The 26,106-nt window shown below is 59.1% G+C and carries 26 protein-coding genes; 10 read left to right on the plus strand and 16 right to left on the minus strand.

Annotated elements, in window-relative coordinates:
• Positions 1 to 114 precede the first annotated feature (114 nt).
• From DARO_RS09575 to DARO_RS09595, 5 genes are all read right to left on the minus strand, one after another.
• On the minus strand, positions 115 to 861 hold the full coding sequence (locus DARO_RS09575) for a class I SAM-dependent methyltransferase (protein ID WP_011287190.1): 747 nt from the start codon (positions 859 to 861) through the stop codon (positions 115 to 117).
• 108 nt (positions 862 to 969) lie between these two features.
• Positions 970 to 1,398: a GNAT family N-acetyltransferase gene (locus tag DARO_RS09580; protein WP_011287189.1), complete on the minus strand. Its 429-nt coding sequence runs from the start codon at positions 1,396 to 1,398 to the stop codon at positions 970 to 972.
• A 336-nt stretch (positions 1,399 to 1,734) separates the two neighbouring features.
• Positions 1,735 to 2,769 (minus strand): patatin-like phospholipase family protein, encoded by a 1,035-nt coding sequence (locus DARO_RS09585; protein WP_011287606.1) that lies wholly within the window; start codon positions 2,767 to 2,769, stop codon positions 1,735 to 1,737.
• 67 nt (positions 2,770 to 2,836) lie between these two features.
• Positions 2,837 to 3,127: a DUF1330 domain-containing protein gene (locus DARO_RS09590; protein ID WP_011287607.1), complete on the minus strand. Its 291-nt coding sequence runs from the start codon at positions 3,125 to 3,127 to the stop codon at positions 2,837 to 2,839.
• Positions 3,124 to 3,525 carry a hypothetical protein gene (locus DARO_RS09595; protein WP_011287608.1) on the minus strand — a complete coding sequence of 134 codons (402 nt, stop codon included), beginning with the start codon at positions 3,523 to 3,525 and terminating at the stop codon, positions 3,124 to 3,126. The genes DARO_RS09590 and DARO_RS09595 overlap by 4 nt, the downstream gene beginning before the upstream one ends.
• A 227-nt stretch (positions 3,526 to 3,752) precedes the next feature.
• On the opposite strand from DARO_RS09595, the gene DARO_RS09600 reads away from it, so the two are divergent.
• Positions 3,753 to 4,595 (plus strand): type IV pili methyl-accepting chemotaxis transducer N-terminal domain-containing protein, encoded by an 843-nt coding sequence (locus DARO_RS09600; protein ID WP_041224314.1) that lies wholly within the window; start codon positions 3,753 to 3,755, stop codon positions 4,593 to 4,595.
• A gap of 199 nt (positions 4,596 to 4,794) precedes the next feature.
• Positions 4,795 to 5,622, plus strand: a complete 828-nt coding sequence (locus DARO_RS09605) for a PhnD/SsuA/transferrin family substrate-binding protein (protein ID WP_011287610.1) — start codon at positions 4,795 to 4,797, stop codon at positions 5,620 to 5,622.
• Positions 5,623 to 5,696: 74 nt separating this feature from the next.
• On the opposite strand, the gene argC is transcribed toward DARO_RS09605, so the two are convergent.
• From argC to parE, 5 genes are all read right to left on the minus strand, one after another.
• Positions 5,697 to 6,647 (minus strand): N-acetyl-gamma-glutamyl-phosphate reductase, encoded by a 951-nt coding sequence (gene argC / locus DARO_RS09610; RefSeq protein ID WP_011287611.1) that lies wholly within the window; start codon positions 6,645 to 6,647, stop codon positions 5,697 to 5,699.
• A gap of 72 nt (positions 6,648 to 6,719) precedes the next feature.
• Positions 6,720 to 7,601 (minus strand): patatin-like phospholipase family protein, encoded by an 882-nt coding sequence (locus tag DARO_RS09615; protein ID WP_011287612.1) that lies wholly within the window; start codon positions 7,599 to 7,601, stop codon positions 6,720 to 6,722.
• A gap of 27 nt (positions 7,602 to 7,628) precedes the next feature.
• Complete coding sequence (locus tag DARO_RS09620; protein ID WP_041224892.1) at positions 7,629 to 7,892, minus strand: hypothetical protein; 264 nt, start codon at positions 7,890 to 7,892, stop codon at positions 7,629 to 7,631.
• A gap of 112 nt (positions 7,893 to 8,004) precedes the next feature.
• Positions 8,005 to 8,841 carry a PA4780 family RIO1-like protein kinase gene (locus DARO_RS09625; RefSeq protein ID WP_011287614.1) on the minus strand — a complete coding sequence of 279 codons (837 nt, stop codon included), beginning with the start codon at positions 8,839 to 8,841 and terminating at the stop codon, positions 8,005 to 8,007.
• A 97-nt stretch (positions 8,842 to 8,938) separates the two neighbouring features.
• The gene (gene parE, locus DARO_RS09630) at positions 8,939 to 10,888 is read right to left on the minus strand and encodes a DNA topoisomerase IV subunit B (protein ID WP_041224315.1); all 1,950 of its coding nucleotides are present in this window, start codon (positions 10,886 to 10,888) and stop codon (positions 8,939 to 8,941) included.
• Between the two features lie 118 nt (positions 10,889 to 11,006).
• Here parE and nfsB point away from each other — a divergent pair, with 118 nt between their 5' ends.
• The 5 genes from nfsB (at position 11,007) to DARO_RS09655 (ending at position 15,333) form a co-directional block, all read left to right on the plus strand.
• Positions 11,007 to 11,657, plus strand: a complete 651-nt coding sequence (gene nfsB / locus DARO_RS09635; RefSeq protein WP_011287616.1) for an oxygen-insensitive NAD(P)H nitroreductase — start codon at positions 11,007 to 11,009, stop codon at positions 11,655 to 11,657.
• Between the two features lie 134 nt (positions 11,658 to 11,791).
• Positions 11,792 to 12,010, plus strand: a complete 219-nt coding sequence (locus DARO_RS09640; protein WP_041224316.1) for a hypothetical protein — start codon at positions 11,792 to 11,794, stop codon at positions 12,008 to 12,010.
• 1 nt (position 12,011) lies between these two features.
• Complete coding sequence (locus DARO_RS09645; protein WP_011287617.1) at positions 12,012 to 12,938, plus strand: DUF808 domain-containing protein; 927 nt, start codon at positions 12,012 to 12,014, stop codon at positions 12,936 to 12,938.
• Positions 12,935 to 13,978: a zinc ribbon domain-containing protein gene (locus tag DARO_RS09650; RefSeq protein ID WP_011287618.1), complete on the plus strand. Its 1,044-nt coding sequence runs from the start codon at positions 12,935 to 12,937 to the stop codon at positions 13,976 to 13,978. Before DARO_RS09645 ends, DARO_RS09650 begins: the two co-directional genes overlap by 4 nt.
• A gap of 203 nt (positions 13,979 to 14,181) precedes the next feature.
• Positions 14,182 to 15,333: an acyltransferase family protein gene (locus tag DARO_RS09655; protein ID WP_049758592.1), complete on the plus strand. Its 1,152-nt coding sequence runs from the start codon at positions 14,182 to 14,184 to the stop codon at positions 15,331 to 15,333.
• 234 nt (positions 15,334 to 15,567) lie between these two features.
• Here DARO_RS09655 and DARO_RS21690 read toward each other — a convergent pair whose 3' ends face one another.
• Positions 15,568 to 16,140, minus strand: coding sequence for a Spy/CpxP family protein refolding chaperone (locus DARO_RS21690; RefSeq protein WP_011287620.1), 573 nt, complete (start codon positions 16,138 to 16,140; stop codon positions 15,568 to 15,570).
• A gap of 146 nt (positions 16,141 to 16,286) precedes the next feature.
• On the opposite strand from DARO_RS21690, the gene DARO_RS09665 reads away from it, so the two are divergent.
• Positions 16,287 to 17,483, plus strand: a complete 1,197-nt coding sequence (locus DARO_RS09665; protein WP_011287621.1) for an RtcB family protein — start codon at positions 16,287 to 16,289, stop codon at positions 17,481 to 17,483.
• 21 nt (positions 17,484 to 17,504) lie between these two features.
• Here DARO_RS09665 and DARO_RS09670 read toward each other — a convergent pair whose 3' ends face one another.
• The 4 genes from DARO_RS09670 to DARO_RS09685 are packed head-to-tail and all read right to left on the minus strand — an operon-like array spanning position 17,505 to position 23,505.
• Positions 17,505 to 18,047 carry an SRPBCC family protein gene (locus DARO_RS09670; protein WP_011287622.1) on the minus strand — a complete coding sequence of 181 codons (543 nt, stop codon included), beginning with the start codon at positions 18,045 to 18,047 and terminating at the stop codon, positions 17,505 to 17,507.
• 6 nt (positions 18,048 to 18,053) lie between these two features.
• On the minus strand, positions 18,054 to 21,143 hold the full coding sequence (locus tag DARO_RS09675) for a CusA/CzcA family heavy metal efflux RND transporter (protein WP_011287623.1): 3,090 nt from the start codon (positions 21,141 to 21,143) through the stop codon (positions 18,054 to 18,056).
• Entirely contained in the window at positions 21,140 to 22,267 is a 1,128-nt protein-coding gene (locus DARO_RS09680) for an efflux RND transporter periplasmic adaptor subunit (RefSeq protein ID WP_011287624.1), read from the minus strand. Before DARO_RS09680 ends, DARO_RS09675 begins: the two co-directional genes overlap by 4 nt.
• Positions 22,264 to 23,505 (minus strand): TolC family protein, encoded by a 1,242-nt coding sequence (locus DARO_RS09685; protein ID WP_011287625.1) that lies wholly within the window; start codon positions 23,503 to 23,505, stop codon positions 22,264 to 22,266. The genes DARO_RS09680 and DARO_RS09685 overlap by 4 nt, the downstream gene beginning before the upstream one ends.
• Before the next feature lie 62 nt (positions 23,506 to 23,567).
• On the opposite strand from DARO_RS09685, the gene DARO_RS09690 reads away from it, so the two are divergent.
• Together DARO_RS09690 and DARO_RS09695 are read left to right on the plus strand one after the other, a co-directional pair.
• Complete coding sequence (locus DARO_RS09690) at positions 23,568 to 24,257, plus strand: response regulator (protein WP_011287626.1); 690 nt, start codon at positions 23,568 to 23,570, stop codon at positions 24,255 to 24,257.
• Positions 24,247 to 25,638 carry a sensor histidine kinase gene (locus DARO_RS09695; RefSeq protein ID WP_198134125.1) on the plus strand — a complete coding sequence of 464 codons (1,392 nt, stop codon included), beginning with the start codon at positions 24,247 to 24,249 and terminating at the stop codon, positions 25,636 to 25,638. Before DARO_RS09690 ends, DARO_RS09695 begins: the two co-directional genes overlap by 11 nt.
• Before the next feature lie 54 nt (positions 25,639 to 25,692).
• Here DARO_RS09695 and DARO_RS09700 read toward each other — a convergent pair whose 3' ends face one another.
• Positions 25,693 to 26,106 carry a secondary thiamine-phosphate synthase enzyme YjbQ gene (locus tag DARO_RS09700; RefSeq protein WP_011287628.1) on the minus strand — a complete coding sequence of 138 codons (414 nt, stop codon included), beginning with the start codon at positions 26,104 to 26,106 and terminating at the stop codon, positions 25,693 to 25,695.

The raw sequence follows: 26,106 nt of genomic DNA on the forward strand, positions 1-26,106 counted from the left end.
GGACATAGGCCTGTTAGGAAAGCGGTCGTTCAGGAACGTTTGAATTCACCGGCCTGCGCTGCTTTTCGCGCAGGTCCAGTGGAATGATGGGTTAGGCCGATCAAGATGCGAAGCTCACCGTGGCATCAGCGCGAACACACCCCAGCCCAAGTATTCACGCGTGCAAGCAGCGTAGCGCTCGGGTTCCGAGGTCAGTTGGGCTCGAACCTCGTTGGCCAACTCGTCATCGGCGTTGGCTTCAAGCCATCGGCGCATAGTAAGCCATTTGGCCGCTTCGTATCTGTCCCAGCCGTTTTGGTCAGCCAGAACCATTTCAACAACGTCGTAGCCAAGACGGCCGAAAGACGCGAGTAGTTCCGGAAGCATGAGAAAGTCAGTGATTGAGTGGGCAAGGCATCCCTTGGCAACCTCTTCCGTCGGTGGCAACTGCCGCCAGAACGGCTCGCCGATAAGGATGATCCCTCCAGAGCCCAGGCTCTGCGCCAGAAGCTTGATAGTGCCGGCTACACCCCCGGCGATCCAGGTGGCACCGACACAAGCTGCCAAGCCGACCTTCTCGTCAGAGACATAGCCCGCCGCATCGCCATGGATGAACTTGACTCGATCGGCAACACCTAGCTCTACGGCACGGCGTTCCGCTTGTTCGGAGAACAACTGGCTCATGTCGATGCCGGTGCCGATGATGCCGTGATCGCGTGCCCAAGTACAAAGCATCTCTCCCGAACCGCTGCCGAGGTCGAGCACTCGGGTCCCCGATTCCAGACGCAGTGCGGCACCGAGAGTGGCAAACTTTTCGGGAGTAAACGGGTTGTGGATGCGGTGAGCACTTTCAGTGATGTTGAAAATACGTGGGATATCCATTTCGGAAAATTTCTTCTTTACTTGCGTGAATTGATTCGGTTACGGCCTAACGTTGAAGTCACCAGCGCTGCGCAGCTTTATCGCGTAGCGTCCGTGTGGACTGCCGGGTTATGTTCGTTTCTGAATGGTTAAACAATGCTCGTCCTCCCCAATAACGTCAAACCCTTGTCTCTTGAAAAATGAAACGGCCCGGTTATCTTTGAAAACGCTGCCTTCTATCGATTTACATGACGGGAATTGGTGCGCGATTTCGCGAAGCGCCCATTCTCCGATACCGTGGTTTCTGTACTTGTCTTGGATTTGCAAGTTGTGAAGAGAAAGGGCTTCACCTTTTTGTTCTACGCCAACATATCCAATCGGTTCAGAGCCTTCGCTTATCAGGAAATTAATCCAGGCGGGATAGTGGGCGGACAGAACATCCGAGCGCCATTCACCCCAATGGCGCTTGCTCAGCTGTTCCATGTTCTGCTTGGTAAGTTCTTGGGCAAAGCAATGCTCAGCGTCTGTGGATGCAAGTAGTAGGCGCAGGTCACTCATAGAACATAACTGTTATTCAACGGACCCACCGGTCCGCATATTGATAATCGGTGAACATGGCAATTCAAAGTAACCGCTTGATTCATTGAGGGTAGGCTCCAGCAGGCTGTCCGCATATGCAATGATAGTACGGACCGTTGAGCATTGGGTATGCAGGTTGCAAGAACATTTAGACGAATGGCCGCAATGGCGGCATATCTTGAAAGGCTGGTTGTGGCCGAACTCTGTCTGATGACGCATGAATTTCTCTCCCAGAGATGCTAAGCGAAGCATTGGTCGACTGCGCCAATGCTTCACATGACAAATTAAAGTCAGGTGATTTTCTGGCGTATGCGATCAATAGAAAAGTTTGCCGAGGTCGAGCGTCGAGGTTCTGCCGACTTCATTGCGATTGCCTTCCAGCCAGCGTTTGGCGTGGGCTCGGCCTTCGTCACGCAGTTTTTCGAAGAAGGGGCGGCTGACGGCGAGTTTGCTGTCGGCGGGGAGTTCGCCGAGGCAGTGCTCGGCGCTGATGGCATGGAAGCGCAGGCGGGCCAGGCGTCGTTCCAGGGCGGTGCCCGGCAGGCGTTCGAGCAGCCAGATCGGCAGGCGGCTGGGGCTGATCTGCTCGCGCAGGTGGGCGAACATGCGCATTTCACGCAGGAAGGTCGAGTTGAAGGCGAGTTCGCGCAGGCGTTCGCGGATCTGGTCGGCGGTATCCGGTGTTTCGGTATAGCGCAGGGGCGTCAGCAGGATGAGCAGGATGTCCGGCGTTTCGCACTGGTAGCACAGCGGAAAGATGGCCGGATTGGCGCTGTAGCCGCCATCCCAGTAGGGCTGGTCATCAATGTAGATGGTCCGATGGATGGTTGGCAGGCAGGCCGAGGCGAGCAGGGCATCGGCCGACATCTCGTGGTTGTGGAAGACGCGCAGCTTGCCGGAGTTGGCATGGGTGGCGGCGATGAACAGTTTGACCGGGCTTGCCTTGCGCAGACGGGCGAAGTCGAATTGGGCTTCGACGATGTCGCGCAGCGGGTTGAGGTCGAAGGGATTGAGTTGCTCCGGGCTCAGGTGGTTGGTCCATTGCAGCATCATTTTCAGGGCGGGAGACATGCTGCTCGTGCCATCGCCGTTGGTCTGGAACAAGGCTGAGTCGGCAATGGCCAGCCAGAATCGTTCAAGCGCTTCGCGGGCCCCATCCCGGCCGCCGGTCATCAGGCCATGGGCCAGGCAAACCGCATTCATGGCTCCGGCGCTGGTGCCGCTGATGCCATCAAAACTGAAGTCGCCCTGTTCGAGCAGTGCATCGAGTACGCCCCAGGTGAAGGCGCCATGGGCGCCGCCGCCTTGCAGGGCGAGGCTGATGCGGGTCGTGGTTGGCTGAATGGGCATGCGGTGCTCCTGTTGCTATGCTGGATTGCCAACATCATGCCACTGCAGCACGATTGCGGCGTTTCGATTAGCTGGCCGCGTAGCTGATCAGGTCGACTTCGGCGGCTTCCCGGCGCAGGGGAATCAGGGCTTGATAGGCCGGCGAGTTGAACCAGCCATTGGCCGCCTCGGTATCCGGAAAGCGAATGACCACGGTATCGGTATGCTTGTGTTCTCCCCCGAAAACGGCCAGTTTCTCGCCGCGAAAGACCAGTTCGGCTTGCCAGGGGGCGAGCGTGGCCGGCACCTGGCTGCGGTATTCGTCCCACTTGGCTGCATCTTTGACGGTGATGTGACCGATCACGTAGGCGGTAGTCATTCCCAGGTACTCGATTCGTCGACCAGTGCCTGCAGCAATTTTGGGTCGTTCACGCGGACGGCGATTCCCTTCCCGTGCGGTGCTACTTGAGCCGGAAAGGCTGGTGCCAGCCATACCGAGGATTCAACAACCGCATTGGCTCCCATGCTGCGTGCCTTTTCGCCAAGCAGGCTCATCGCCGCCCCGGTTCCGCCGAACCAGCGCTTGAAGACATAGATCGGCCCGAGGACTTCAAAATCCCCTGCAGCCGGCAAGGCGTTGAAAGTGACGAGGATTTTGTCGCTACGCGCCTCGCTGGATACCTGGTCGGGTGTTTCGCTCACCGATTCGGCGTAGATGGGTGGACTGCAAAGGCTTAGGCAGGCGAGTAACAGCAGTGCGTGGGGTTGGCGATGCATTGTTGTTTTCCTTTGTGCGTTGGTTGTGGTGAAACCCAATGGGATTATTGTTCGCCAGGTTTCTGGAATCAACTTGCGACGCCGTGCATGATCGATTTGGCGCCACGTAAATGGTGAGGCGAAGGATGTCAGTGTCGGTGGCCAGCTTGTAAAAGGTCTGAAATGTTGGCGTGTTCCAATGCCCGCCCCAACGTCATTCTGAGTGTTTCAAGATGCGCCGATCCGGTATGTCTCGTTTTGTTTTCCCGTTCGTTCTATGTTCCATCCTTGTTGCTTCGAGCCCCGTCGTTCACGCCATTCCCAAAGTCGTCGGCGGCAAGGTGGCCGATGCTGGCCAGATCGCCCAGGATATCGCTAGCGCGGGGCGTTTGCGCATGCAGTCCCAGCGGCTGGCCAAGCTGTATTTGCAGGCCGGGATCGGGCTCAAGGCGGGGCTGGCCAGGCAGCAGATCGACGCGACGATCGGCGAAGTCGATGCTGAATTTGTTCGATTGGCGCGTTATGGGCAAAAGTCCACTGTGCAGCGGGTGTATGCCCGGAGTGAAGCACTGTGGCAGGAAATGCGGGTTGCCGCGACGAAGGCCCCGGATATCGCTGCGGTCGAACGCTTCAACCAGATTGCCGACGACATGATGGTGCATACCGGCAAACTGGCCATGCTCATCGAAGGCGAAGGGGAAACGCCGATCGGCCGACTTCTTGACTTGTCGTCACGTCTCAACATGTTGTCGCAGCGTCTGGCACGCCTTTACCTTCAGGCTTACGGCGGCAACCAGACGCAAGGCATCCTGGTCGATATCGAGCAGGCCCGCAAGGAATTTGCCAGCGGCTTGCTGGAACTCGATATGGCCAGGGAAAATTCGCCAGCCAGCCGGGACGCCATCGGCCTGGCCAGGAATCAATGGGTTTTCTTCGATAGTTCCATCAGCGAACTGAGCAAGATCGGGCGCAGGGAGGAGCGGGCTGCACAAAACGTGATCAGCAGCAGCGAGCGCATTGCGCAGGTCCTGGATCAGACCAGCCTGCAATACATCAAGGATTTCACCGAAGGCAGTCGTTCGAACCGCTAGGGCTTGTTTGAATGGATCTGGCTAAGTTGAGCGAGTTGGCTGATGAGTTTATTAAATTAAACAAATTCATGACTAAAAAATAGATCAAAGTGACAAATATGCTATCGTAATTTCGAGGTAGTGGTTTATCATCGTCTGGCAAATCAGAAATTAACTATCTGATCGTTTTCTTATAAAAATTGCCCAGGAGTTTTACAGCATGCGTCGATTTTTCCCCCTATGTCTGATTCCACTGGCCCTTGGCGCTAATGCCGCCGAGTCTCAGCACTCTGCCAGAAAAGCTTTGATCTTCGCGGTTAGTGAAGGCACCTCCGGCGGCATCGATGCCGAGGCCGCCCGCGTCAAGTACCAGCCTTTGGCAGACGTGCTCGCACGTGCCATCGGCGGCGAAGTCAAGGTCGCTTTTGTCCGCGAATTCTCAGCGCTCGAAAAGGGCATGAAGGATAACCAGTACGATCTTGTGCTGGCCCGTCCGTCCGATTATCCAGCACGCGGCCTGCGCGATTACCGCTACAAGTTTGTGGCCACAGCCAGACCGGACGGCCAATGCATATTGATCGTGCACAAGGATTCGCCAGTCAAGAAGCTTGCCGACCTCAAGGGCAAGAGCTTCGTGATGCCTGAGAAAAATGCCTACATGACGCGCTTCTGCCGGGCCGAACTGCGCGACCAGGGCATCATCCTGGACAACGAAGCGGTCAGCTATGTTCGCGAGCAAGGTGCCATTCCGTTCTCAATCGAAAACCGGATTTCCGATGTCGGCGGCATCGCCTCGTACTCCGGTGCATATGCCCAGTGGCTCAAGTCAGGCAACCGCGTTATCCATCAATCCAGGCCGCAGCCGTACATGCCGCTCGTCGCGTCGCAGGATGTGAGTGTTGATCAGATCGCCAAGATGCAGGCGGCACTGGTCGAGTTGGGCAACTCCGATAGCGGCAGCCAAGTGCTGAAGCGTGTTGGTGTCACCGGCTTTATGGCCACCGAGGAAAGCCGGCTGCGCAAGCTGCTGGAGTGGCTAGGCGTTTAATCAGCGATTTGCCAATGCGATAAAAAAGGCCATATCCCGCGGGATATGGCCTTTTGCTTGTCCGTGCCGAGGCTTCAGACCAGGCCGAGGCTTTCCTCAACGCCCAGATGCACGTTCATCGCCTGCACGGCAGCACCGGAAGCACCCTTGCCGAGGTTGTCGAGGCGGGCAACGATCAACATGCGCTCTTCATTGCCGAAGACGGCGATGTCGACACGGTTGGTGTCGTTGTTGGCTTCGACATTGTAGAAACCGCCTTCCGTGGTCGCATCGAGATCAACCGGCAGCACGCGGATGAACGGCTCACCGGCGTAGTAGTCGGCGATGATCTTCTGCACGTCAGTCGGCGTTGCCGGGCGGGTGAACTGCTGCGGGTGAATGTAGGCGGTGACGGCCAGGCCCTTGTAGAACGGTCCGACGATGGGCTGGAAAATCGGCGCGACGGTCAGGCCGGTGTAGGCCTGCATTTCCGGCAGATGCTTGTGTGCCAGGGCGAGCGAGTAGGGGCGCGGCGCCTTGAGTTGGGTCGGGCTTTCGCTGGCCTTTTGGTAATCGGCGATCATCGATTTGCCGCCGCCGGAGTAGCCGGTGATGGAGTTGGCAGCGATCTGCGTCGCGGCAGGCAGCAGGCCGGCTTCGACCAGCGGGCGCAGGGCCAGGATGAAGGCACTGGCATGGCAGCCAGGGTTGGCGATGCGCTTGGAGGCCTTGATCTTGGCGCGCTGGTCCTTGGCCAGCTCGGGCAAGCCGAAGGTCCACGCCGGATTGACACGGTGCGCCGTCGAGGCATCGATCACGCAGGTGTTCGGGTTGTCGACCAGAGACACCGATTCCTTGGCTGCGTCATCCGGCAGGCACAGGAAAGTCACGTCGGATTCGTTGATCAGGCGCTTGCGCTCGGCAAGATCCTTGCGCTTGTCGGCGTCGATCTTGAGCAGCACGACATCGCTGCGCTTGGCGAGGTATTCATTGATCTGCAGGCCGGTAGTGCCTTCCTGGCCGTCGACAAAGACTTTATAGGTCATGGTGAATCCGCTGGACTGGTTCAAAAATGGAATTCTGGCAGAAATTCGTGACGCTTTGGGGACTGCCGGTGGTCAACGCCCAAGTTTCTGCTTGATCGCGGGCAGGGCCGCCTGTGCGGCCCGCTCGCCTTCGAGCATGGCGTCGTTGCGGGCCGTGAAGTCCCAGGACTTGACATAGGGCAGCTTCGGGCGGATGACGATGTCGGCGCCGCGCAGCTCATTGGCGCCGATTGCGCCACCCATGATGGTCGTCGTCTGCCAGATGATTGCGGTCATGCTATCGACCGGCTGGCCTTCCGGTCTGGAGGATATATCGACCGCAATCACGATGTCGGCGCCCATTTCGCGCGCTGCCTGCACCGGAATCGGACTGGTCAGCCCCCCGTCGACGTAGCTCCTGCCACGAAACTGCGTGGGCTGGAAAACCCCGGGTACAGAGGCAGAAGCACGTACGGCCATGCCGCTGTCGCCAGTCCGGAAGACGACGCGCTCGCCGCTGTTGAGATCGGTGGCGACGGTGGCGAAGGGCCGGTTCAGCTTTTCCAGCGGCCGTTTGTTCAGGTGCTGATTGATGAACTCCTGCAGGGCTTCTCCCTTGAGCAGGCCGCGCCCGCCCAGCGTCCAGTCGGCGAAGATCTTTTCGTCGAGTTGCTGGGCAATTTTCTGCATGGCAAAGGCGTCGTAGCCGGCCGCGTAGAGCGAGCCGACGACGGCCCCGGCACTGGTGCCGACCACGTAGTCGGGATAGATGCCGTGCGATTCGAGCATCTTGATCACGCCGATATGGGCGAAACCGCGTGCCGCGCCACCACCCAGGGCGAGGCCGACCTTGGGCCGCGCCGGCGCAACGGGTTTGGCCGACTGGAAACTGGCGCAGCCGCCGAGCAGCAGCAGGCTGGCGCCCAGCAAGCGTCGGCGATTGATTAATTGGAGAGGCGTGGTTTGATCGGGCATGTTATTGGTGGCAGGCAATCGGAGGGGTCAATCAAGCACGAACACCATGCCAAAGGCGCCAGTCGACGTGACCTTGTCATTAACGGTGGTGTAGGAAGCCACGCCCAGCGAGTGGTATTGCGAGACGAAGGAGGTCAGATGGCCGATGCCGAGGATGCGCTCGACCTGACTACGCTCAGCAATGACCTGTTTGATCTTTTCCCGGTGTTTTTCCGGCGACGGATTGAGCGTAAAAGCGAGGGCAATAACGCCAGCGGTGATGACAAGGGGGACGGTGAATGATTTGGCCATGGAGTGATTTTTCGAAAACATTCTGCAGAAATTTTCAGGCCTGATTCTCGCGGGTTTACGACGGTCTGGAAGTGACTGCTTGTAACAACTCGCTCAGGCATCCGCCTTGAGTTTACTGGCACATCCGACGAATTTCGTCTTCCTTGATCGCTTCTTCAATTTGCAGCAGTACGGCATCGACGTCGGCAAGGCTTTCGTCGAGTTCAACCTTACCGGTCAAAACCTGCTCTGGCTGGAGCAAACCGCTCTCGTATAGCGCCCAGATTTCCTTGCCGTACTGGCTGTCAGCGAGTGAGGGGGCAAAGGTGCTGAAATAGCTGCGCAGATTGTTGACGTCGCGCTCCAGCATTTCGGCTGCGGTGCTGTTGGCAGCCGCATCGATGGCTTGTGGCAGGTCGATGATGACCGGCCCGTTTTCATCGACGAGGATGTTGTATTCCGAGAGATCGCCGTGAATGATCCCGGCGCACAGCATGCGCACCACCTGATTGACCAGCATGGCGTGAAACTCCAGCGCCACTGCTTCGCTCAGGGCGACATCGTTCAGCCGCGGCGCGGCGCCACCATCGGCATCGACCACCAGATCCATCAGCAAAACGCCATCAAAACAGATGTAAGGCTGCGGCACCCGCACGCCGGCAGCAGCCAGCCGATACAGCGCATCGACCTCAGCGTTCTGCCAGACTTCCTCCTGCATCTGGCGCCCGTAGCGGCTGCCTTTCTCCATGGCCCGCGCCTGCCGGCTGTTCTTGACCTTGCGGCCTTCCTGATAGGACGTGGCCTTGCGGAAGCTTCGCTGCTTGGCGTCTTTGTAAACCTTTGCGCAACGAATGTGCTCGCCGCAACGCACGATATAGACGGTGGCTTCCTTGCCGCTCATCAACTGCCCGATCACCTCGTCTACAAGGCCTTCTTCAACGAGGGTGGTGAGTCTTTTCGGGGTTTTCATCGGCTTCGCTTGCTTGAACAGCTTGGGGTTCGGCGTGATTCAGATGCGAATCAGACCACGGTAAGGCCAGAAAATGCCCGGTCAGGCGGAAAATCGCTCAAACGTCAGCCTCAACCAATCCGCCGTCCTTTTCCATCCAGGCCCGGCGGCCGGAGGCTTCGCCCTTGCCCATCAGCAGCGTGAAGGTGGTGGCCATTTCCTTGATGGTTTCGCGGCTGGCCTGGAACGGCACAAGGCGGCGGGTGTCCGGGCAGAGCGTGGTTTCCCACAGTTGGTCCGGGTTCATTTCGCCGAGGCCCTTGAAGCGGGAGACCGTGATCTTGTTTTCCGAGACGCCTTCGTCGGCTAGCTTCTGCAGCGTCTGTTCCTTCTCGGCTTCGTCCAGGCAATAGACCTTGCGGGTGTGGCCGCGGGCTTCAACGTCGACGCGGAACAGCGGTGGCTGGGCGACGTGGATGTGGCCGCGCTCGACGAGGGCCGGGAAGTGCTTGAGGAATAGGGTGAACAGCAACACCTGAATGTGCGAGCCATCGACGTCGGCGTCGGACATGACGATGATGCGGCCGTAGCGCAGGCCGGTGACATCGACGCTGTCGATTTGTTCGATGCCGTGCGGATCAACACCAACGGCGACGGAAATGTCGTGTACTTCATTGTTCTTGAACAGCTGGTCGCGCTCGACTTCCCAGGTGTTCAGCACCTTGCCGCGCAGCGGCAGCACGGCCTGGGTTTCCTTGTCGCGGCCCTGTTTGGCCGAGCCGCCGGCCGAATCGCCCTCGACCAGGAAGATTTCGTTGCGCAAGATGTCGTCGGATTCGCAGTCGGTCAGTTTGCCGGGCAGGGTGGCGATGCCGGACGACTTCTTCTTCTCGATCTTCTGCGTCGATTTCATCCGGTTCTGCGCCGCCTTGACGGCCAGTTCGGCGATCTTCTTGCCGAAATCGGCATGGCTGTTCAGCCATAGCTCGAACGGGTCGCGCACCATCTGCGAGACCAGCTTGTAGGCATCGCGGCTGGTCAGTTTTTCCTTGGTCTGGCCCTGGAATTGCGGGTCGAGCACCTTGGCCGAGAGCAGATAGGTCATCTTGCCGCAAACGTCTTCCTGCGCCAGTTTGACCTTGGCCGGCAGGATGGCGTGGTGATCGGCAAAGGCCTTGATCGCCTCGAAGACGCCAGCCTTCAACCCGGCTTCATGGGTGCCGCCATCCAGCGTCGGGATCAGGTTGACGTAGCTTTCCGGCTTGCCGCCACCTTCCTCGAACCAGGCCAGCGCCCAGGTCGCACCTTCGCCGACGGCAAAGCCATTGGCAGTCTCAACGTATTTTTCACCAACGAAAATCGGTGCTACCGGCGTGCCGACCATCATTTCGTTCAGGTAGTCGGCCATGCCGTTTTCGTAGCACCAGACCTTCTTGTCCTGGCCTTCGATGTCCAGCTCGACCGTGACATTGGGCATCAGCACGGCTTTTGAGCGCAGCAGATGCTCCAGTTGGCCGAGATTGACCTTGGGCGAATCGAAATACTTTGGGTCAGGCTGGATGCGGACCGTGGTCCCGGTGTTGCGCTGGCCGCAGTCGCCGATCCGGCTCAGGGGTTCGGTGACAAAGCCGGCGCCGAAGGCGATGTGATGAATGCCGCCACCGCGCTTGATCTCGACTTCCAGCCGGATCGACAGCGCATTGGTCACCGAAACGCCGACGCCGTGCAGGCCGCCCGAGAAACGGTAGGCGTTGCCCGATTCTTTCTTGTTGAACTTGCCGCCGGCGTGCAGCTTGCAGAAGACCAGTTCGACCGCCGGCCGGCCTTCTTCCGGGTGTATCTCGACCGGAATGCCGCGTCCGTTGTCGGAAACCTCGATGACCCCGTCGGCACGGATGGCGACTGCGATCTTTTTGGCGAAACCGGCCAGTGCCTCGTCGGCGGCGTTGTCGATGACTTCCTGCACGATATGAGTCGGGCAGGTCGTCCTGGTGTACATCCCGGGACGTTCCTTGACGGGTTCGAGGTCCTTGAGGACGCGGATTGAGGCGGCGGAGTAGTCGGTCATGCGCTCTGGAATTAGGGAGATAATGTCGGTCGACCGCAAGCAGCGGCGCGGACCCGGATTTTAACCGGCAGCGCGGCTGCCGCAACGAATCAAACGCATATTCAGAAAAGGAAGCCCAATGAACATTGCCCAGATCGCGACCACCCGCTACACCTGCAAGGCCTTCGACCCTGCCCGCAAGATTCCGGCAGAGGTGATGGATGACCTGCGCACCGTGTTGCGTTTCGCGCCGGCATCGGTCAATTCGCAGCCGTGGCACTTCGTGGTGGCGGCCAGTGACGAAGGCAAGGCAAAGATCGTGGCCACGCTGCAGGGCGGCTATGCCTACAATGCGCCGAAAGCACAGGACTGCTCGCATCTCGTCATACTCTGTGCCCGTACCGACCTGGATGCAGCGCATCTGGCCGCTGTGCTGGCTCAGGAGGAGAGCGATGGCCGTTTTGCCACGCCGGAGGCCAAGGCGACCCAGAATACGTCACGGAGCTTCTATGTGGGGCTGCACCGCGACAAGCAGGATCTGGATGTCTGGATCGACCGCCAGGTTTATATCGCGCTCGGTACGCTGTTGCAGGCAGCCGGCGCCCTTGGCGTCGATGCCTGTCCGATGGAGGGCTTCGATGTTGCTGCCGTTAATGCCGCGCTTGGCCTTGGTGAAAAGGGCCTGCGTGCCGTGGTGATGGTGGCGCTAGGCTATCGCGGCGAAGGTGATTTCAACGCCAAGCTTCCCAAGTCACGACTGCCGGAGGCCGCGGTTTTTACGGATATCTGACCTCAGCCGGGTGGGGGGATGCAGTGGATTGAGCCGCCTGAGCGATGGAGGCTGCCAGCGATGTCCAGCAGACATCCATCAATAGCATCGTGGCATAATCATCGGTCCGAACCACCCCGCCTGAGGAGAATGCGATGGGAAGCGATACCCTGAACGAACATTCAGAGCGCAAGCTGCACCCCCGAGGGAAAGACCGTCGCGGCGTCACCCGCATTTCCCCGCCGCCGTTCTACACGCGTGAGGGCAAGGTGCTGGTTGAGCGGCGATCGCCCTGTGAGCGGCGCTCAACCTGGATACGTGAATTTTCACTGGATACAGCCGGCGACGACGGCGCAACGAATACGGAAACCTGATATGGCCGGTGCCAGCCTCCTCGTCCTGCTCGACGACATAGCAACGCTTCTCGACGACGTGGCGGTGCTGACCAAGGTTGCCGCCCAGAAGACGGCTGGCGTGCTTGGCGACGACCTGGCCCTCAATGCCCAGCAGGTGGCCGGCGTGGCGGCCGAACGCGAATTGCCGGTAGTCTGGGCGGTGGCAGTTGGTTCGCTGAAGAACAAGCTGATCCTGGTTCCCTTGGCGCTGGCGATCAGCGCCTTCATTCCGTGGGCGGTGATGCCCTTGCTGATGCTGGGCGGCCTTTATCTGTGCCTGGAGGGCGTCGAAAAGCTGGCGCACAAGTGGCTGCACAGCGCCGAGGAAGATGCGGTGCACCACGCCGAAGAGCTGGCGGCGGTGGCCGATCAAAGCGTCGATCTGTCGGCATTTGAGGCGGAAAAGATCAAGGGGGCGATCCGCACGGATTTCGTGCTGTCGGCCGAAATCATCGTCATCGCGCTGGGTACGGTGGCCGGGCAGCCCTTTGCGTCGCAGGTCACAGTGCTGGCCAGTATCGGTGTGATCATGACGGTCGGCGTCTATGGCATCGTTGCCGGCATTGTCAAAATGGATGATGTGGGCGCCTGGATGTTGCAGAAGGGTTCAGGAATGACCAAGGTCGTCGGCAAGGGTTTGCTGCTGGCGGCGCCCAGACTGATGCGCCTGCTGACCGTACTCGGGACGGCCGCGATGTTTCTGGTCGGCGGCAGTATCCTGGTGCATGGTATCCCGCCGCTGAGTCATCTGATCGAACACGGCGCCGCCATGGCCGGAGCGTTGAGCGGCGTGGCCGGGATGCTTCTCGATGCGCTGATCGGCGTTGTCGGGGGGGCGTTGGCGCTGCTTGGCATGCAGGCATTCGGCGCGGCGCGCAAACTGGTTTCCGGAGGAGCGAAAGCATGAGCAAGGCACTGCGTCTGTCGGAAAAATGGTTCCGTTTCGGCTTGTGGATAGTCGCCTTCGTTTTCGCCAGTTTCCTGATCGGGCTGGGTGGAACGGTGGTCGCCAATCTGCCGAAGGTTGAGCACCGCTACACGCTGGACGATTTCATTGACAAGCCGGCCGCGGAAAAACTGCGCGCCGAACTCCGCGGGCTGCAGGAGAAGCGCCAGGTGGCGCAGGATGCACACGATCAGGCGCTGTTGAAGATCAATGCTGCCCGTGCCAACTCAGGGGCGGCGCGCGATACCTTCAATAACTGGCTGGCGACCCGTCATGCCACGCAGCGTCCGGAGCAGGACCGCGAATTGATCGAACGGACCCAGGCGCTGGATGAGCTGAAGATGCTCGAGCGCAAGGCGCTGGCCGATGTTGAGCGCCAGCAGCAGAACCTGCTCGACGCCCGGCAGGCTGAGGGGAAGGCGCAACGGGACCTGCATGAACTGGAAAAGACCGCCTCGGAAAAACTGGATGTCGAACTGCGCCATCAGGAGCTCCGTGTATTCGGCTATCGCCTGCTGCTGACCCTGCCGCTGCTGGTCGCCGCCGGCTGGCTGTTCGCCAAAAAACGGCAGAGTACATGGTGGCCCTTTGTCTGGGGCTTCATCTACTTTGCGCTGTTCGCCTTCTTCGTCGAGCTGGTGCCCTATCTGCCGAGCTATGGTGGTTATGTGCGCTACGTGGTTGGCATCGTCATCACCGTGCTGGTCGGCCGCTACGCCATCGTGGCGCTGAACCGCTATCTCGAAAAGCAGAAGCAGGCCGAGGCGATGCCGGATGTCGAGCGACGCAAGGAACTCAGCTACGACACGGCGTTGGCCCGGCTGGCCAAGAAGGTTTGCCCGGGGTGCGAGCGGCCTGTCGACCTGACCAACACCGCGATCGATTATTGCCCGCATTGCGGCATCTGCCTGTTCGACCATTGCGGCCAATGCAAGGAACGCAAGAGCGCCTTTGCGCGCTTCTGCCATGCCTGCGGGGCGGCGGGCGGTCAGGGTGGCTAGATTTAAACGATGGCTGCAACGGACTCATTTTAATCAATCAATACTGGATCAAATGCAGGAAACCACCAAAGACTTTTTGAGGTCAGTTATTTGGGTGGTAGGGGGATATTTCCTTTCGACAAGGTGTCATCCAATAAATCTATTACAACTACTAATTCCAATTGAACCCGACTAGCCCAGCCCCCGCTTTATTCGCAATTCTCATGGCCCTATTTTCCTGCTTTGTGCTGATAAGAAAATTCGGGCCACCTGAAGAGCAAGGCAGATATTTGGCAATAGATGGGTTGCGCGGTTATTTGGCCTTCTGCGTATTTCTGCATCATTCGATAATTTGGTTCTTTTACCTCAAGACGAATCAGTGGGCTGTGCCGCCATCAAATCTATATACCCACTTTGGTCAGACCGGGGTGGCGTTCTTTTTTATGATTACTGGTTTCTTGTTTTTCTCGAAAATACTCGAGGGAAGAGGCAAGGAAATTGACTGGTTGCGTCTTTATGTCTCAAGATTCTTGCGCCTTATGCCGTTGTACGCGGTTGCAATGGGTGCTCTTTTTTTAATTGTATTCTCCTTGTCAGGCGCAACACTTCATGAACCCATCAGCGTTTTGGCTTCGGAGGTTTTACGCTGGATGGCTTTTACGGTTCGCGGGAATCCAGATATTAATGGAATTGAAAGGACATCATTAATTATGGCGGGAGTTACTTGGTCACTCCCGTACGAATGGTGTTTCTATATGCTCCTGCCTGTTTTTGCACTCGTTAATCGGGTTCGGGTGGGTCGTGTTTACATTATTTTTAGCGTTCTTGTTTTAATATTTATATTTAAAAATCACACTTACATGTATCACTGGCTTTCCTTCGTTGGAGGAATCGCGGCTGCATATTTGGTGCGCATTGATTACTTACGCTACTTGTTACGCAAGAAAGTTTTTTCAATGGCGGCAATCCTGCTAATTTCGGCAACCGTCGCTTTTTTTCCATCGACATATGATTGGGCGCCGATTGCCATGCTTTCCGCGGTGTTTGTTATGATTGCTGCTGGCAATGGGGTTTTTGGATTGCTCACTAACGCCGTTTCGAGAGCACTTGGCGAGCTGGCGTATAGCATTTACCTTTTACACGGGATAGTTTTATTTCTGTTGTTTAGGTATGTGATTGGATTTGAAAAATCAAAATTACTTCAGCCAATTGATTACTGGTCTGCAATTATTGCAGTTTCGCCGATATTGATTTTTATTTCTTATCTTTCCTATAGAAAAATTGAACGCCCAGCCTTGTTAAGTACAGATGGATTGACATCTTGGTTGCGAAATAAAATAAATTCCTATTCGGAAGCTGGTGGAGTAAAAAGATAAGCTGCTATTTGCTACAGCAAAAATACTGATTCGAGTATGGCATTGTTTAGTGTCGGCTTAATGTAAACAGTTGCAAGCATGGCTGACGCAATGAAAAAAAATCTACCGTAGTTAAATTTGATCGGATATTTTTTTTGGATTGTCTGGTCAGTAAATAACTCGTTTTTTGTCGTCAATCATTTTTACAGCCAAGGTATACTGGAATCACGCTTTAGGTCGAAAACACGCTGTCGACTACATGCGCCCAAAGCCGCCCATGCCGCCGCCCGGGCCTCTCATTCCACCATCGGGGCCGTTACGGCGGGAGTTGTTGCGTTCGCCGCCACCATCTCCTGCGTTGCGTAGTCCGGAATAGAGTGCCGGCACTGTGCCGGGCAGCATCTGGTCGGCGGTTTTCTTCTGGCTTTCGTTGAGCGCGCTGTAGAGCTTGCTCGCGGTTTCCTGGATTTCTTCCATGGCCGTCAGGCGATTGCGAACGGTTTCCACCTTCTGGTCGATTTGCTGCATGGCGTTCAGGCGGATGGCGCGATACGGCTGGAGCTTCATCTGGTCGGCCATCAGGGCGCCGACCCTTTCCTGGTAGGCATCCCACAGCGTGGCCTGGGTCGGCGTCAGCGTCAGTGCTTCAGCGGTCTTCTGCAATTGCGCCTGCAGATTATCGACCACCATCGCGCTGCCGTCGCCACTTCCGCCCTCCATTTCGCCGCGGCGGGGTGAGCTGCTATCCAGCCCACCGCGGCCTTCCATCGGCGTGCAAGCGGTGAAAAGCAGGGCAGATAAAAGCAGGGAGCTTATTTTGGTATTCATGGTTGGTTTAAGGGGGTTATCGATATCGAATTGTCTGTATCCGCTGCGTAAATTGCAGTTAAGCCCTAGTAAATGTTTGTCTCTGCGACATTTGCCGGGCTGAGCGAATTTGCTAACCTGAATGCTTGCCTTCATCCGGATTCTCCGTGCCCATTCGCCAAACCCTTAAGACGCCCAACGTGCCGGTCAAGATCTGGACCGATGATGTCGATGACAACTCACGCCAGCAGCTCGTCAACATCGCCAGCCTGCCGTTCATCCACCACCATGTGGCCGCGATGCCAGATGTTCATCTCGGTATTGGCGCGACCATTGGTTCGGTGATCGCCACCCGGCAGGCGATCGTTCCCGCCGCAGTCGGCGTCGATATCGGCTGCGGCATGGTGGCCTGCCGGCTGTCGATCGGTGCCAATGCGCTTGGCGAAAAGGCGCTGAAGAAAATTTTCGAACAGATTAGTCGCGATGTGCCGGTCGGCAAGGCGCAGCATGAGGATGACCGGGCGCCGGCCCTGGTGGCGCGGCCTTTCGAGCCCCGTCTTAAAGTCATGACACAGAGGCATCCGCAGCTACTCAAGAGCTTCGGAAAATTCTCGAAATGGGTTAATCAATTGGGCACCCTTGGTGGCGGTAACCATTTCATCGAGGTTTGTCTCGATGAATCCGAGCAGCTCTGGGTTATGTTGCACTCGGGCAGTCGCGGCATCGGCAATGCGCTGGCCACTTATTTCATTGAACTGGCTCGCCGCGACATGGAGCGCCAGCAGATTCACTTACCGGACCGCGACCTCGGATATTTCAAGGAGGGCAGCGCCCATTTCGATGACTATGTCGAGGCAGTCCATTGGGCGCAGGAGTACGCATTTGCCAATCGCGAATGCATGATGGATCTGGTGCTGGCCGCCTTGCATCGCCATCTGCCCGAATTTTCAGTGACCAGTGAAGTGGTTAATTGCCATCACAATTACGTGGCCCGCGAGCATCACTATGGGGCCGATGTCTGGGTCACGCGCAAGGGGGCCATCCGTGCCCGGGCCGGTGATCTCGGCATTATTCCCGGCAGCATGGGTGCGCGCAGCTACATTGTGCGCGGCAAGGGTAACCCGGAGAGCTTCGATTCGAGCGCCCATGGTGCGGGTCGGCGAATGAGCCGCAATGCCGCCGCCCGGACTTTCAGCGAGGCCGATCTGCGCCGACAAACCGAGGGCGTCGTTTGCCGAAAGGATAAAAGTGTCATCGACGAGATTCCCGGGGCCTACAAGGACATCGATGCGGTGATGGATAACCAGCGGGACCTGACTGAAACCCTGCATACCCTGAAGCAGGTGGTGTGCGTCAAAGGCTAGTGGAAGCTCGGTTGCGTCGCATCATTGCCGGCGCACCATCTCGCGGCCCAGGGCGTTGAACTGCTCGGCCAGTTCGTGCTGCAGGAAGTTGATGCCCAGGGAACTCGGCAGCCAGCTATCGGGCTCGATTTCGATTTTGTAATCGAGGCGAGTGCCTGGCTCCGACGACTGCAGGCGCATTTCGCTTTGCATCCGGCGGGCCGAGCCGGCCACCGAACGGGAGAGAATCTTCGAATTGTCGATGGTCTCTATCCGCCGTTCGCTTTCGTAGGGCATCGAGAATGGGCCAAATGTTACTTTGCCGCGCTGGGCGACCAAATAGACATTGTTCTGACGCGATGTGATACGGCTACTGGCCAGGCCGGGCATGAAGTTCGGCATGCGTTCAAAATCGATCAGCACAGCGAAAGCGGAGCTCGGCGGTACCGCGATCTGGATGGTCAGGTTGGCGTAATAGGTGCCGTTCCGGTATTCGACATGGACATCGTCGTCAGTGATGCCGAAGGCAGTCAGTGGCAGCCAGCTTAGTGCCAACAGCAGGAAACCAAGGATTTTTGAGCCCATGCCGTGTCAGTGCAATGCCTTGGCCAGCCGGGGATGCGTTGCGACGTAGTAATACAGTGCCGGCAGCACGAACAACGTCAGCACAGTAGCCGTGATCAGGCCGCCAATGACAACCAGGGCCAGCGGGCGTTGTGTTTCGGAGCCGATGCCATGCGACAGGGCCATTGGCAGAAGACCGAGCATGGCGAGCAGGGCAGTCATCAGCACGGTACGCAGGCGCGACAGGGCGCCCTGGAACACGGCTTGATAGTCGTCGAGCTTCTGTTGCTTCAACTGGTTGATGTAGCTGACCATTACCACCCCGTTGAGCACCGCCTGTCCGAACAGGGCGATGAAGCCGATGGCGGCCGAAACCGACAGCGGTATTCCGGAGATCAGTAGCGCGAAGATGCCGCCGATCAGTGCGAACGGGATATTGCAGATGATGATCAGCGCATCCTTGAACGACTCGAAGGCATCGAACAGGAGCAGGAAAATCATCAGGATGGAGAGCGGCACAACCAGCATCAGCCGCTTCATCGCCCGTTCCTGGTTCTCGAATTCACCCGACCAGGTAATCGAATAACCCTCGGGCAGCTTGATGTCCTTGGCGTGGGTCTGCATGTCGGCAACGACGCTGCCCATGTCGCGATCGCGGATGAAGACGCCGATGGCTACGACACGTTGGCCAGATTCGCGGGCGATGTTCATGGCGCCGCTCCCCATCTTGAAATCGACCAGGGCCGACAGCGGTATCTGGGCGCCGGAGGGGGTAGGCACCAGCACATCCTTCAGCTTGTCGAGCTGACGCGATGGTTCATCAAGACGAACGACGACACTGAAATGGCGGTCGCCTTCCCATAGTTCGGTGGCTGCCTTGCCGGCCATTGCTGTTTCGACGACATCCTGCACATCCATGACGTTCAGGCCATAGCGGGCGGCCGCCGCGCGGTCGATTTCCAGCCGGTATTGTGGCAGGTCGCCGTCGCGGTCGATGAAGGCGCGGACGACACCCGGCACATTGCCGATCTTGTCGAGCAATTGGTTGGCATGCAGCTTCAGCGTAGTGGTGTCATCGCCGAACAGCTTGATCACGATCTGGCCGTCGATCTGCGAAATGGATTCGAGAATCTGGTCGCGCACCGGCTGGCTGAAGGTCGGCTCGATGCCCGGCATGTCGTTCAGCTTGTCCTCCATGTCGCGCACCAGCTGTTCCTTGGTCATCCCTTTGCGCCATTGATTGTCCGGCTTCAGGTCGACCAGCATTTCGGTCATGTTGATGTTCTTCGGATCGGTGCCATCTTCCGGGCGGCCGCCCTTGGAAATCACTGCATTGACCTCGGGAAAATCGGCAATGATGCGGCGCAGCTTGCGCAGTTCGCCTTTGGCCTCGTCGATGGATACCGAGGTGGGCAGGGTGATATTGATCCAGATCGAGCCTTCGTTCAGTTCGGGCAGGAACTCGGTACCCAGCTGCGGCACCAGGGCCGCGGTGATGGCCAGCGCCACCAGTGCGGCCGCCAGCACGCGCTTGGCGTGGGCGAGCACCCATTTCAGCGCCGGTTCGTACTTGTTCATGAACCAGTGCATCAGCCTGGTTTCTTCGTGCGGCACGTTGTTCTTGAAGGCGATTTTGGATAGGAAGGGAACCAGCGTCAGCGACAGGATCAGCGAAGTGATCAGGGCGGCGACGACCGAGTAGGCCATCGGGGCGAAGATCTTGCCTTCGTGCCGTTGCATCGTGAAGATTGGCAGGTGGGCCACGATGATGATGATCATCGAGAACACGGTTGGCCGGCCGATTTCGATCACAGCCTCCTGGATGGTTCGGGTGTGGGGCCGGTGATCGTCATCGCGCCTGGCTTCGCCGAGGCGCCGGAAAATATTCTCGATGACGATCACCGCACCGTCGACGATGATGCCGAAGTCCATCGCCCCCAGCGACAGCAGGTTTGCCGGGATGCCCACTGCCGAAAGACCGATGAAGGTGCCGAGCAAGGCCAATGGGATGATCGAGGCGACAATGGCCGCCGCCCGGAAATCGGCCAGGAAGAGATAGAGCACCAGCGTGACCAGCAGGGCGCCTTCGAGCAGGTTCATGAAGACGGTCTTCAGCGTCTTGCTGATCAGCCAGGAACGGTCATAGAAGGGGATGATCTGCACGCCACGCGGCAAACCGCCGGCATTCAGCGCATCGACCTTGGTCTTCAGCGCGTCGAGCACCATGGAAGGATTCTCATCCTTGCGCAGCAGCACGATGCCGGAAACGACGTCGTCCTGGTCGCCATTGGCATCGCTGATGCCGACGATGCCCTGTTCCGGCACGCGCGACTCGACGACTTCGGCAATGTCCCGAACCAGGATAGGGGTACCGTTGTTTTCAGCGACGACAACCTGGCCTATATCGGCCGAGGAATGCAGCAGGCCAAGCGAGCGGATCAGGAATTGCTGGCGACCCTGCGCCACCGAACCGCCGCCGGCGTTGGCGTTAGCGCGTTGCAGCGAATTGAACAACTGGCCGAGGGTGATCTTGTAGTCGCGCAGCTTGGGCAGGTTGGGGCGCACCTCGTATTGGCGGATCGGCCCACCCAGCGAGACGACATCGGCGATGCCGGAAACCTGCTTGATCTGGCGGACGACCGTCCAGTCTTGGATGGCGCGAATCTCGCTCGGTTTCAGGCTCGGGGCTTCCAGACGATAGCGGAAAATCTCACCGGTGGCGGTGGCCGGCGGGGCGAGTTCCGGCTCGACGCCAGGGGGCAGGTCGATACCGCGCAAACGTTCTTGCACCAGTTGCCGTGCCATGAACAGGCTGGGTTTTTCGTCGAAGGTGACAACGATGAAAGACAGCCCGAACTGGGTGTGCGAGAACATCCGGATCGAATTGGGCACGCCGGCCAGCGCGATTTCAAGCGGAATGGTGACCTGTTTCTCGACTTCTTCCGGGGCGCGGCCAGGATAGAGCGAGATGATGGTGACCTGGGTATCGGTCACATCCGGGAAAGCTTCGATCGGCAGCGAGCGAAAAGAGGCAACACCGATGCCGATGAACAGCACCAGTCCGAGAATGATGAACAGCGGCTGATTGAGCGCGAAATGAACAATGCGCTTGATCATTTGGCTGCCTGTTTTTCAGCGGCTGCGGCCGGCTTGAAGTATTTCAGCAGGTGCAGGCTGCCTTCGGTGACGACTTTGTCGCCCTCATTGACGCCTGACATCAGGTCGATCAGGCCATCGCGCTCGGCGCCGGCTTCAACCAGCTGTCGACGATAGCGCCCGGGCACTTCCTCCACGAACACATAGCGTTTGTTGCCGAACAGGAAGACGGCGGTGGCCGGTGCGCGCAGGGCAGGCGTCGGGGCCAGTTCGACCAGGGCATTGACGAACATCTCGCCCTTCAGGCGCCGGTCGGCATTCGGCACTTCGCCACGGACCTTGATCGTCCGCGTATTCGGGTCGACGAAATCGGCGACGTGGCGAATGACGCCCTTGAAGCGCTCGCCAGGATATTGCTTCGATTCAATCAGCAGCGGCTCGCCCTTTTTCAGCTTGGCCAGGTCGGCTTCGCCAGCATCAACCTGAACCCACAGGCTGGACGGATCGGTGACGACGAACAGCGGCGCTCCGGACTGATCGGGGCGGAACTCCATGCCCGGATTCAGGTTGCGTTCGACGACCACGCCCGCCAGCGGCGTACGCAGCACATAGGTGCCATCGCCTTCACCACCGAGGCCAGCCAGGCGACGGGTCGCCCGTTCGGCTTCGGCCTTGGCGGCGATGGCCGTGGCTTCAGCCTGCTGCCAATCCTTTTCGGCGACAACACCGGCTTCGCGCAGAACGCGATTGCGCTCCAGGCCCTGAGTGGCGACCTGGGCATCGGCCCGGGCCTTGCGGGCATCAGCCAGCGCCTGGCCATATTCCGGCGAACTCAGGGTGGCCAGCGGCTGGCCGATCTTGACTGTCGCGCCGACATCGACGGCGATGCCCTGCACGCGGCCCCCCAGTTGCGGGAAGACGCGGACCGTTTTTTCTTCGTTCCAGATCAGCCGGCCGGGCAGGCGCAGCAGGCCGCCCTTGTCCTTTTCGACGACGGCCAGTTTCAGAAAAGTCGCCTTGTCCGGTTCGGCGAGCAGGGCGCGGTCGCCATCCACCTTGATCGCGGCGGCTTTCTGCGCTTCCGGTTCGGCCGAGCAGCCGGCCAGGGCCAGCAACAGGATAAGGAGAGGGGAGGTCAGCTTCATGGGGATTTCCTGAATTCGGCCTGGGTCTGCCAGTCCGACAATGCTTTGGCGTAGTCAGCACGGGCGCTGGCTGCTTCAATCTGAATCTGGCGCAGCGTGCGGCGGGCGTCGAGCAGGTCCATCAGACCCATCGCCCCCTTGTTATAAGCCAGTTCCGCCGCTTTGGCGACGCGCTCGGCATCACCCAGCAGGCCGCCCTCGAGCCGTTGCACCCGGTCTCGCACGGCAAGCAGGGCGTTGCGCGCCTGGGCAACCTGGCCAAAGGCCTGGGCATGCTGCTGCTCGTATTGCAGACGGGCAATATTGAGATCAGATTCGGCGCGGGCGATTTCACCCTCATATTCGTGCCAGATGAACAGCGGTACGCTGATGCCGACCCCGTAGCTGTTGGTCGGGGCATTCTGCAGATTGCGTTCGAACTGGAAGCCGACCGTCACGTCGCGGCTCTTCTTGGCACGGGCCAGATCGCGGTCGGCTTCGGCCGCGGCAATGCGCTTCTGGGCGGCAGCCAGATCGGGGCGCTCGTCAAGCGGAGCGGCGCTGAGTGCTTTTTCTTCAAGCGCCGGCCAGTTGTCAGCGGCCACCAATTGCGCTGCTTCAGCTTCGCGGCCAATCAGATAGGCGAGCATCTGCTGGGCCTGGGCCAGATCAGCCTGGGCCTGGCGGGCGTCGGCATCGGCGCGAGCCTGGTCGATCTGCAGTCGCGACACGTCGACCGGGGCGATATCGCCAGCTTTCTGGCGCAGTCGACCAGCCTCGGTGCTCTTGCCATACAACGCGGCGGTATCGCGGGCCAGGGCCTGTTTTTCCTGGGCCAGACGGAGCTGGTAATAGGTCTGGCGCAGATCGCCCAGTTGTTGACGCGTGGCATCGTCCAGGTCGAAACGGCTGGCTTCGAGGCGGGCTTCTGCCCCCTTGGCGCGTAAGGTCCGTTTGCCACCGCGCTCGATCAGCTGATCGATGCGCAACTGGGTGTCCATCCGCTTGTCTTTCAGCGGGCCACCACCAAACCCGGATTGCGGGCTGATCGACAGGGCGTTCAGTGAGACATCGGGGTTCGGCATCTGCCGGGCCGCCTTGACGTCGGCCTCGGCGCCGCTTACGGCGGCCTTGGCCAGCTGGAGTTCGCGGCTATGTTCCTGCCAGAGTGCCTCTGCCTGGCTCAGGGTTAATGCAGTTTGCCCTTGTGCGATGGCCAGCAACGGGGCAAGCAAGATCGGAATCAGTAGGCGTCGCATCAGTGAAGGATTCTTTAGGGAGTGTTATCGTAGTAAGCGACCCTGACCAATTACTGACATACATGCACATCCTGCTCGTCGAAGATGACGCCCTGCTGGCCGATGGTCTGGCCCGAGCTCTGCGCCATTCCGGATATATCGTCGACACCGCCAATGACGGCCTGAGTGCCGATTCCCTGCTGGCCAATGAGGCCTACGATCTGGTGATTCTCGATATCGGCCTGCCCGGGCTCGATGGTTGTGAGGTATTGCAGCGCCTGCGCACCCGCCGTCAGCAGACGCCGGTGCTGGTGTTGTCAGCGCGGCTGGCGGTTGAAGAGCGGGTGCGCCTGCTTGATCTGGGCGCCGATGATTACGTGGTCAAACCGGTGACCCAGGCCGAACTGGAGGCACGGGTCAGAGCCCTGATCCGGCGCCGGCTGGGTGAGGCGTCGCCCGAGGTGGTTCTCGGCAGTCTGCGTCTGGATACGGTGGGCAAGCGGGCCTGGTTGAACGATACGGCGCTTGAGTTGAATGCCCGGGAGTGGGCGGCGCTTGAGTTTCTGGCCGGCCGGGTTAACCGGATCGTCAGCAAGGAACAGTTGATCCAGGCGCTGTATAGCTGGCAGGATGAAATCACGCCAAACGCCATCGAAAAACTCGTTTCGCGTCTGCGCGTCAAGCTTGAAGAGGCAGGGATCACGATCCGCACCGTGCGCGGACTGGGCTATTACCTGGAAAAACCGGCCGATGCTGCCGCGCGTGACGAGTAGCCTTCGCCTGATGCTGATCGCCCGGCTGTTGCCGGCGATGCTGGTGCTGTTGTTGCTGGGCGCGCTTTCGGCCAACTGGCTGGCTTTGCGTGCCGCAACCAAGGCTTACGATCGTGGCCTGCTCGATACGGCTTTCGCCATTTCCGAGCAATTGCGCATCGTCGATGGCAAGGTGCAGTTACCGCTGACACACCAGGCCCGCGCCGTTCTGCTGACCGACAAGTTCGACCGGATTTTCTATGCGGCGCATGGGGCCGGGGGAGTGATTCTTGACGGTAATTCAGCGTTGCCGATGCCCAGCAGCGAGATCCTCGATCGCCTGAGCCGCGAAGGGCGCGCTTACTACGATGGAGTGCTGGAGAAAGAGCCGATACGCCTGGCGGTGTTGCAAAAGGAGCTGGGCGGGCAGGTCGTGACTATCCTGGCAGCCGAAACGATGGTCAAGCGCGGCGAGCTGGTACGCGACATCGTACTCGGCATGCTTCTGCCGGAACTGCTGCTCACCGTGGTCAGCGCCAGCGTGATCTGGTTTGGTGTGCGTTCGGGGCTGCGCCCGCTCGACATCCTGCGTTCCGAACTGGCCGACCGCTCGCAGGCCGACTTGCGGCCGGTGACGGTCGATGTTCCCGAAGAAATTCAGCCGGTTTCCATTGAGATAAACCAGCTGTTGCGGCGCCTTGCCCAGGCGTTGGATAGCCAGCGCAACTTCGTGTCCGATGCCGCCCATCAGTTGCGAACGCCCATTGCCGCCTTGCAGGCGCAAGTCGAAGTGGCCAAGTGCGAGGAGGGTGCGCTGGGCGATTCCAAGCTGTCGGGCATTCAGGCGGCGACCCAGCGCCTCGGCCACATCGTTGAACAACTGCTGGCGCTGGCCCGGGCCGAACCGAGCCTGGGTCAGACCTCGACCTCGGTGGACCTGGTCGCCATGGTTCATCAGGTAGCGGAAAGCTGGCTGCCCAAGGCGATCAGCAAGGAAGTCGATCTCGGTTTCGAGTTGTCGCCGGCCTCGATCCAGGGGAATGAAATTCTCCTCCAGGAGTTGCTGGGCAATCTGCTCGACAATGCCTTGCGCCATACGCCACGCGGCGGGGTCGTCACGGTCAGTTGTGGTCAGTCAGCCGGCAACGCCTGGCTCGATGTCGAGGATAGCGGCCCCGGCATTGCCGAAAATGAACGCGGCCGCATATTTGAGCGTTTCTATCGGCCACCGGGGCAGAGCAGTGATGGTTGCGGCTTGGGGTTGGCCATCGTCCGGGAAATCGCCCGTCAGCATCATGGGTCGGTCGAAGTGGGCGTTTCGACGCGCTGGCAGGGGGCGCTTCTGCATGTTGTCTTGCCAACAGTTCAGGTTGCCCCCGTCGAGAAGCACCTGATCAGTTGAACTGGCCGCTCCGGGAAATCCGCTGCCAGTTGGTCACGCTGAAATGGTGAGCTCTTAGCCGAGTAGGGTAACGACGATTTCCCGCTGGTGAGCCTGGCTACGGTGTTCGAACAGGTAGATGCCTTGCCAGGTGCCGAGCAGCAGCCTGCCGCCGGCGAACGGAACGCTTAGCGAGACACCCGTCAGCAGCGAGCGGGCATGGGCCGCCATGTCGTCATCGCCTTCCATGTCGTGGCGATAGTCCGGGTCGCCATCAGGTGCCCAGCGCTGCATCAGCATTTCGAGATCGCGACGAACGCTGGGATCGGCGTTTTCAGTGATCGCCAGCCCGCAACTGGTGTGGCGGACGAAAATATGGGCGATGCCGGAGTCGACTTTGGCCTTGCGCACCACGGCGGCAATTTCATCGGTGATTTCGATGGAACCGCGGCCGCGGGTGGTGATGGCGAGGCGCTGCTGTTCGGCCAT

Source organism: Dechloromonas aromatica RCB (genome assembly GCF_000012425.1).

Excerpts from the sequence above, each read along its gene's own strand:
- DARO_RS09575 (WP_011287190.1), bottom strand. The coding sequence starts at position 861 with ATGGATATCCCACGTATTTTCAACATCACTGAAAGTGCTCACCGCATC.
- DARO_RS09580 (WP_011287189.1), bottom strand. The coding sequence starts at position 1,398 with ATGAGTGACCTGCGCCTACTACTTGCATCCACAGACGCTGAGCATTGC.
- DARO_RS09585 (WP_011287606.1), bottom strand. The coding sequence starts at position 2,769 with ATGCCCATTCAGCCAACCACGACCCGCATCAGCCTCGCCCTGCAAGGC.
- DARO_RS09590 (WP_011287607.1), bottom strand. The coding sequence starts at position 3,127 with ATGACTACCGCCTACGTGATCGGTCACATCACCGTCAAAGATGCAGCC.
- DARO_RS09595 (WP_011287608.1), bottom strand. The coding sequence starts at position 3,525 with ATGCATCGCCAACCCCACGCACTGCTGTTACTCGCCTGCCTAAGCCTT.
- DARO_RS09600 (WP_041224314.1), top strand. The coding sequence starts at position 3,753 with ATGTCTCGTTTTGTTTTCCCGTTCGTTCTATGTTCCATCCTTGTTGCT.
- DARO_RS09605 (WP_011287610.1), top strand. The coding sequence starts at position 4,795 with ATGCGTCGATTTTTCCCCCTATGTCTGATTCCACTGGCCCTTGGCGCT.
- argC (WP_011287611.1), bottom strand. The coding sequence starts at position 6,647 with ATGACCTATAAAGTCTTTGTCGACGGCCAGGAAGGCACTACCGGCCTG.
- DARO_RS09615 (WP_011287612.1), bottom strand. The coding sequence starts at position 7,601 with ATGCCCGATCAAACCACGCCTCTCCAATTAATCAATCGCCGACGCTTG.
- DARO_RS09620 (WP_041224892.1), bottom strand. The coding sequence starts at position 7,892 with ATGGCCAAATCATTCACCGTCCCCCTTGTCATCACCGCTGGCGTTATT.
- DARO_RS09625 (WP_011287614.1), bottom strand. The coding sequence starts at position 8,841 with ATGAAAACCCCGAAAAGACTCACCACCCTCGTTGAAGAAGGCCTTGTA.
- parE (WP_041224315.1), bottom strand. The coding sequence starts at position 10,888 with ATGACCGACTACTCCGCCGCCTCAATCCGCGTCCTCAAGGACCTCGAA.
- nfsB (WP_011287616.1), top strand. The coding sequence starts at position 11,007 with ATGAACATTGCCCAGATCGCGACCACCCGCTACACCTGCAAGGCCTTC.
- DARO_RS09640 (WP_041224316.1), top strand. The coding sequence starts at position 11,792 with ATGGGAAGCGATACCCTGAACGAACATTCAGAGCGCAAGCTGCACCCC.
- DARO_RS09645 (WP_011287617.1), top strand. The coding sequence starts at position 12,012 with ATGGCCGGTGCCAGCCTCCTCGTCCTGCTCGACGACATAGCAACGCTT.
- DARO_RS09650 (WP_011287618.1), top strand. The coding sequence starts at position 12,935 with ATGAGCAAGGCACTGCGTCTGTCGGAAAAATGGTTCCGTTTCGGCTTG.
- DARO_RS09655 (WP_049758592.1), top strand. The coding sequence starts at position 14,182 with ATGGCCCTATTTTCCTGCTTTGTGCTGATAAGAAAATTCGGGCCACCT.
- DARO_RS21690 (WP_011287620.1), bottom strand. The coding sequence starts at position 16,140 with ATGAATACCAAAATAAGCTCCCTGCTTTTATCTGCCCTGCTTTTCACC.
- DARO_RS09670 (WP_011287622.1), bottom strand. The coding sequence starts at position 18,047 with ATGGGCTCAAAAATCCTTGGTTTCCTGCTGTTGGCACTAAGCTGGCTG.
- DARO_RS09675 (WP_011287623.1), bottom strand. The coding sequence starts at position 21,143 with ATGATCAAGCGCATTGTTCATTTCGCGCTCAATCAGCCGCTGTTCATC.
- DARO_RS09680 (WP_011287624.1), bottom strand. The coding sequence starts at position 22,267 with ATGAAGCTGACCTCCCCTCTCCTTATCCTGTTGCTGGCCCTGGCCGGC.
- DARO_RS09685 (WP_011287625.1), bottom strand. The coding sequence starts at position 23,505 with ATGCGACGCCTACTGATTCCGATCTTGCTTGCCCCGTTGCTGGCCATC.
- DARO_RS09690 (WP_011287626.1), top strand. The coding sequence starts at position 23,568 with ATGCACATCCTGCTCGTCGAAGATGACGCCCTGCTGGCCGATGGTCTG.
- DARO_RS09700 (WP_011287628.1), bottom strand. The coding sequence starts at position 26,106 with ATGGCCGAACAGCAGCGCCTCGCCATCACCACCCGCGGCCGCGGTTCC.